This window comes from Shewanella sp. CG12_big_fil_rev_8_21_14_0_65_47_15 (genome assembly GCF_002783505.1).
Classification (GTDB): domain Bacteria; phylum Pseudomonadota; class Gammaproteobacteria; order Enterobacterales; family Shewanellaceae; genus Shewanella.
The window spans coordinates 194,284-201,304 of sequence record NZ_PFGL01000044.1; the positions used below are offsets into that span (position 1 = coordinate 194,284).

Sequence of the window (7,021 nt, forward strand, 5' to 3'; positions counted from 1 at the left end):
CAATTACATATAGGATTATAGAACAAAGTTTATAAAACGCCATAAACTCAATAAGTAAGTGTGCTAGCAGAACTCGTGTCACAACGTGCACACCATTCAATCGGATTTGATATGTACAATGACCACCTTAAACTGCGCACTATCCGTTACCAAAAACTCGTTGCTTTGTATCATGCTGATTTATTTCGTTTTGCTTATTGGTTGAGCAAAGACAAAAATGCAACAGAAGAGATTATCCAAGAATCCTATTTGAGGGCTTGGAAATATCTCGATAAGCAACTTGACGAAAATGCTGAAAAATCATGGTTGCTTACTATCGTTCGAAGAGAAAATGCACGTTACTTCAGTAGGAAAACATTAGATATTGACGATATAGAACAGAATGACTTAGTTGATACGAGTTCTCACTCGGTAGAACAAAATATCGAATACGAAAATATCAGGAACCAAATAGCTCTTTTGGCGCCTGAGTACAGAGAGCCCTTAATCATGCAAGTATTATTGGGGTTGAGTAGTCACGAAATTGCAGAGCAGCTGATGCTAACAACCAATACGGTAAACACACGATTATTTCGAGCGCGTGAGCAACTCAAACATAGCTTGACTTGCATAACGATTGATAAACAGTGACTTAGGGGTTGGCGATGCATGATGGAAACCAATCGTTGTTTCCTATTATTAGCTCATCCATAGCGTTAGCTATTCCTCTATCTGTTGAGTCGTAGTAGATAGGCATGTGTTTGGGATGTGATTTTTATCATTTTGTCTAACGCCTTCAGTAGTAGTTTAGTGTGGGCGCAAATACGCGCTTGGCCTACTGCAAATACGCGCTTGGCCTACTGTTAGGACTATTTATCTGACCAATTATCTGAAGAGCCATTCTTCTAGTCTATCATATTCAGCCTTCACTTCTGGATCTTCAAATGCCTTTAGTTTTAATACATCAAGCTGGCTTAACTTGCTTAATGTCCAACTACCATCCCCATTATCTCCCCAACTGATAGTGTCTCCTTCATTCCAAGAAAGTTCTTTTTGTAACTGTTCAGGAATCAAGAAGTAATACTCTCCATTTTCATGTTGTTCAATTTTTATTTGCATCTAAACACTCCAACTAAATCGCTATCATATTTAAGGTTTATCGTATAGCAAACTTTTAGGCAATGATGATTGATTAATCGTCACTAAGTACGCAGAAGTAAATTTAATGGGGGTAAATGTATCATCGTCTCACATTTACTTGTGCGTCAATTTTCATGGCAAAGTTTAATGGGCTGTAACTTCGGTCCATGTCTAATAAATAGTCACCAAAGCGGTTTATATGAGCCGTTCTGTAGGGAGATAAACCTGCAAGTCGATCTGGCGTGAGATCGATTCCTTGGTCGGCTAACTCTCGTAAAATACAGGTCATCTTGTCAGCGTTGTACAAAATTACCATATTGGCAACCAATTGATTATATTTGACAACTTTGCTCTGTTCATGGCGAATATTTTCGGCGATGATGCCATCACCACCAAAGAAAAACCATTTTACGAAGTTATTGAACTCTTCAGATTTATTGGTTTCAGCTTGGATAACTTGCCGCAATTCGTAATTGTCGATGTAGTTGAGCAGAAACAGTGTCCGAATGACTTTACCCAATTCCCGAAAGGCAAAATAAAGCTTGTTCTTGCGACTATAAGTATTGAGTCGACGTAGTAACGAGGATGCCGGCATCTTGCCCAATTTAATCGATAGAATGAGCTTCAGCATGTCTGGTAACAGATTTTCAATCAGCGTGAAGTCGATACTGCCGTTGAATAGCCGATCGATGTTTTGATATTTACATTCATTGTCTGCCCGGAACAGGTTCAGATCTTGAATGTTGCGGATCCTTGGCATCAGGCCAATACCGAGTAGGTAGGACAAACCAAAAACGGGATAGCTTTGTGATTGCGTATCACCGTGCAGAAATTCAGGGGTGATATCAGATGTGTTTTTCATCAAACCATCAAGTAAATAATGACCTTCATAAGAGCCGCAAGAGATAAAACGACAGTAAAGCGCGATGTAAGTATCAGACACATGGTAATAACCAATACCGCCATAGCCACCATAGCGTATGTGGTACTCCGACATCAAATTTTGCTCATTTAAATCCCACTTAGAACCATCAACAGAAGCGTGTTTACCACTGCCCCAAAATGTTGGCAGTTCAAACTTATTGTAAGCGTTAATAACCTTGGTTAACGCTTTATCCAAACGGTCTTCGGTGACTTGTTTAAGGTTCAACCAAGCAACTTGTTTAGGGCTGATCCCTTTAATCGAACGGGCGGTTTGCATTGGTCCTAAGTTGCAGCCATAACAAAAGAGCGTAGTCACAAACCGCTGAGCGTGATCTTCTAATCGACTCTGATTGCCCGATAGCGGGTAAAATAAATCACTTAGACCAAGCCAATGCTCTGCATCCACCAAAATATCAACAATGCTGGTCGTTTCTAATTGTTCTGTAATGGCATCATCAATACGCTGGATAGCGGCACTAGGTCGCACAGTAGAGGCTCGCTTCAGACTGAGTTTACCTTCGTGAATGGCCGCGTGGGGATTTTCAGGAAATCGTCCATCTACCTGCTGTGCAAGTGTCTTCAGCTTTTGCTTTAATTCCGCAATAAAAAGTGTTGGATCCGTAAGTGGTAACCCTACTTGTTGGGCATAGACAGGCAGTTCGCGGGCATAGGTATCTGCATCCACCATCCCTTCGCGATAATCTTTATATTGTTCACTTTGTGCAACGAATAGGTCAATCGACATCAGTTCCTGTTTTATATGTACCATAATGCACAACTCCAGAAACTTACGATGTAACACCACCACTTCGTCTTCAGTTTCGGCATGGATCAATACTAATTTTTTCCACACAGAAGAAATCCATCGTGTCGCTTTGGTGCCATTAAACTGATCAAGTAAATACTGCTTGCTAATATGCTCTTGGCGATTATTCCTGAGGGATAACAGACAGTTGATTAATCGTTCTGTAGTTTTGTCACTTGAGGTGCTTTTTAAGGTGAGGATGGACAAGCAGTTAAATAATAACGACCGTTTATTTCCATAGGGACGTATCATAAAAGGTAGGTAGTTATTATCCGCATACGCGAGGTGTTCATCACATTTTGCAATGACGGTCTCTTTGTCTGGGAGTAATAACTGCTCAATATGTGCGATACGGCTACTCGCATTACCAGGCTCTTCTAAGGCAAGCACCACATCTCGAAAATTACTGATCAATTCGTCCGCTTGTTTTTGTTTCTGCAGAATGTACTGTTGTAGACTTTGTTGAGCGCTATTTTCGAGATCTCTAACCTGCTTGATGAACAGTTCGGCGACATCATCAAGTGCTTTTCCATGTTGACTGCGAATAAGGATCACCGCTAAGGCATAACGTTTATTAGACGTTAAGTCCCGCATTTCTTGAGCATCCAGTGCTCGAGCTTCCAACATAAACTGCTGAAACTTGGCAACGGGAATCGCCAGGGTTGGCATTTGACTTTCTAAATCACGTAACCACTCCACATGTTGCAAATAACTGCGCACTTCTTTGTTGGTCGGTTTTCTCGGTTCTCGTTTTAGTTGCTGCCAGTGAGAGTACACACCAGCACTGTTTGATTGCCAAAGTTGATCTAGCCTAGATTTTGTCGATTGGCTTAAGGATTGGCAGATCTGTCGATAGTACGCATCATTGACTTGTCGACGTACTGTTCTTGCTAGCTTTTCTAATACGGTAAGACCTGGAAATTCAAAACAGTGATGGGCCAGTTCTTCTAGCATCACATTGATGATGTCTGTGACGGTTTCTTTAGTTTGTGCTGCACCATGTGCCACATTTTTTAACCAAGAACGTTCAGCCGAAGATAAGGGTTTTACGCCAATGTGTGCGCGGATCATCGCGAGGTGCCGTTGTCGTGTTCCTGACTTATCATATCGTTTCCAATCAGAGGGCTTTGGTACCCAAATAATACCTGCCACTTTTCTGATGTGTTCAATGATCTGATCGGGACAATCGATAGGAGAGAGAAAATAGCCAAGACGTTGAAAGAGCTTTAACTGCACCAAGAAGCCTAGGCGGTGTAAGGGATTATGCAGAATTTGACTTAACACAAGCTCATTTTCACTGGGATGATATCGTTGCGATAACACGTTGTATGAGAAGTAGGTTTCTAATCGTGGGTAAGCAGTATTTTCAGCAGTCTTCATAGAAACTCCCTTTCGTTAGTCAATCTGGCTAATCCCAGCGCCGACCGCTTTCATGGTGGACGATTACCGCTTCCAACATACATTGATGATCAGTCGCGATACTGTGCATCCGATCCAATAGTTCATCCGCTACTTCATCGAGATCTGCATCCACACATTCAGAGAATAATTGGAGCTGGTAATGGTGTTCATCAATGGTCGTCAGTGCGCCAAAGGCCTTCAACGCAAAGCGTTCTAATTTAAGTCGCACCGTTCTTTCGTTTGGCGCTTTATCATGAAAACGTGATAAGCATAGCTGGACATCCACAATGGTCATTGGTGGGAGGATAGTAGCTGCATGCGGTGTAGATGGTTGCAGTTGTTCTGGCGTAAATGGTGCACTCACTTCGATGTAACGCAGTGCTGATTGCGCATCTCTCCAGCCGACATGCTCCATTAATTGCTTTAGTGACCATTGATGCTGCGTTGCCCATGACGCAAATCCCCGCCGTAATGAATGACTGCTATAGAGGTGAGAGTGACAGATCCCCGCTTGCGCCATTAGCTTTCGCATAAGCGGTAAGATACTGGATGGCCGCAAACTTTCAGAACTCATTTGCCCCCAACGATTAATACCGCGAAAGACCGGACCAACGGTTAACCCTGAGAGGGCTAACCATTCTTGGTAAGCTTGCACGGGGCATAAGTGTTGTAAGGCGGGGGTACGATATTCCCGACCTTGATTGGTGCGATCTGATTTAGAACGGGGTAAGTAAATGTTCATCCCTTGAGTAGGCGCAAGCTCGATATGTTCAATGACCATACGACAGAGTTCATCACTGCGAAATCCTCGCCAAAAACCCATGAGTAACAGCGCCTTATCGCGAGTGGCTTTTAAGGCTAGCAGTTGATCATTACTGTGCTGCGCTTGCTCCAAATAGCCACAGATCTGCGTAAGTTCATCAATGGCCAGCGGCTTGGCCTGCCTAGTTCTTGCAGGGTGGATCTCACGTATGCCTTTAAAGACTTTTCTCACAAGGGGAGATTTCGTTGGATCCACAAAACCTTGCGACACATGCCACTGTCCGAGCGCAGCCAACCGCAGCCGTAGCGTGCTATGTGAAAGCATATTGGCATAGTGAGCAAGATAACGGGCCACTTGCTCTGATGTGGTGGGCAGCATCCCCCCCCAATCAACTTCGAAGTGTTCAATGGCCGCTTGGTAACTGCGGCGGGTATTGTCCCGTGTTGCTGCTTCAATATAGCGTTCTACATCATTCATGTTAGATTTTTCAGTACACCACTTAGTACACATAAGAAAAGCAGCCTAGCACATTTTTCAACGGCTGTTTTTTGAACAACCTCTATTACGTACCAACTGACCCCATCAAATCAAGCTTTTTTGTTATGAGAGTAGATAACTCAGAATTATCTACTCTTATACATTGAATAATATTTGTATTTTTAAAATTACATATTAGTATGTAATTACATAGTACGTAATACATTATGAAAGGTAATGACATGGCACGTGGTGGCATAAGTAAAGAAGCAGTTGAGCAGGCAAGAAATGCACTATTGGCGCGAAGAGAGTCAGTATCCATCGACGCGATACGTATTGAATTGGGGAATACCGGTTCTAAAACCACAATCCATCGCTACCTCAAGGAATTGGAGGAGGCTGAAGGCAACACGCAGCTCACTACGTCATTAAGCGAAGAACTCACCTTTATCGTTGAAAAGATGTCGGGCCGTTTGTTACAAGAAGCGAATGAAATAATCGAGAACGAACGCGTGCAGCATCGAGAAGCAATAACGGTAAGAGACGAACGCTATCAACAACTACGCCAAGAACTACTAGAAACTCAATCTCATCGAGATGAATTAATGGGGAAGCTTCAGCAGCAAGAGCATGAAAGCAAAGCGCTCAAAACGAATATCGACACGCAGAAGCTGACACTCGAAAGACTGAAGACCAATGAAGAAGCCATGTTATTACGACTTGCCGATAAAGATCAGCAGATAGTCTCCTTAGAAGAAAAACATGCACAGTCACGCTCAGCGCTTGAACACTACCGTAATTCCGTTAAAGAACAACGAGAGCGAGAGCAACATCGCCATGAATCGCAAGTACAACAACTGCAGCTTGAGATTAGAGCGCTAAACCAACAGTTAACTGCTAAACAGCTGGAGAATGCGACGGTACAAAAGCAATGTGCCAGGTTAGAAACTTTGCTAGAGGGGACATCAGAACAGCTGCAAAAAGCAGAAGTATCATTGTCCACAATGACCAACGTGAAGCTAGCTTTGGAGGCGGAAAACCATTCATTCAAGCAGCAGATAACCTCTGTGGAAGATAGGTATCAACAGGCAACGTCTCGAATTAATTTGTTAAACACGCAACTCGCGGAGCAGACTGACAAGAACGCCTTACTTATCATTGAAGTACAATCGTTGAAATCTACTGCCAATGCACAAAAAGACATTATGGACAGATGGTTCATTGAATTGAAGGGGGCCGATAGTCAGAATCGTTCAATATCTAAAGATAACAACTAATTAGGTCTGATTTGGCGAAAAATTCCAGAATCCCGGTGGACCCTCTAGAATAGCTAAAATGCAAAAAGCCGCTAATTATTAGCGGCTTTCTGACTTCATATGGCACAGGAGCTGCGCTTAGAATGAGGAACCCAGGGTTCAAACTGTATAAACAAAAAAGCCATCATTGCTGATGGCTTTTCCGTAGAATATGGCGGAGGAGCAGGGATTTGAACCCTGGGTGGGCTATAAACCCACGCCGGTTTTCAAGACCGG

The 7,021-nt window shown here is 43.0% G+C and carries 5 protein-coding genes; 2 read left to right on the forward strand and 3 right to left on the reverse strand.

Translation table 11 applies throughout. The features are described 5' to 3' along the window. Positions 1–111 precede the first annotated feature (111 nt). Positions 112–630, forward strand: a complete 519-nt coding sequence (locus COW15_RS12375; protein ID WP_293632855.1) for a sigma-70 family RNA polymerase sigma factor — start codon at positions 112–114, stop codon at positions 628–630. A 234-nt stretch (positions 631–864) separates the two neighbouring features. Here COW15_RS12375 and COW15_RS12380 read toward each other — a convergent pair whose 3' ends face one another. From COW15_RS12380 to COW15_RS12390, 3 genes are all read right to left on the reverse strand, one after another. After that, complete coding sequence (locus COW15_RS12380) at positions 865–1,098, reverse strand: hypothetical protein (protein ID WP_293632848.1); 234 nt, start codon at positions 1,096–1,098, stop codon at positions 865–867. Between the two features lie 121 nt (positions 1,099–1,219). Continuing rightward, the gene (locus COW15_RS12385; protein WP_293632849.1) at positions 1,220–4,228 is read right to left on the reverse strand and encodes a Tn3 family transposase; all 3,009 of its coding nucleotides are present in this window, start codon (positions 4,226–4,228) and stop codon (positions 1,220–1,222) included. Between the two features lie 28 nt (positions 4,229–4,256). Next, positions 4,257–5,489: a site-specific integrase gene (locus COW15_RS12390; protein WP_293632850.1), complete on the reverse strand. Its 1,233-nt coding sequence runs from the start codon at positions 5,487–5,489 to the stop codon at positions 4,257–4,259. Positions 5,490–5,731: 242 nt separating this feature from the next. Here COW15_RS12390 and COW15_RS12395 point away from each other — a divergent pair, with 242 nt between their 5' ends. Further along, positions 5,732–6,766, forward strand: a complete 1,035-nt coding sequence (locus tag COW15_RS12395; protein ID WP_293632851.1) for a DNA-binding protein — start codon at positions 5,732–5,734, stop codon at positions 6,764–6,766. Positions 6,767–7,021 lie beyond the last annotated feature (255 nt).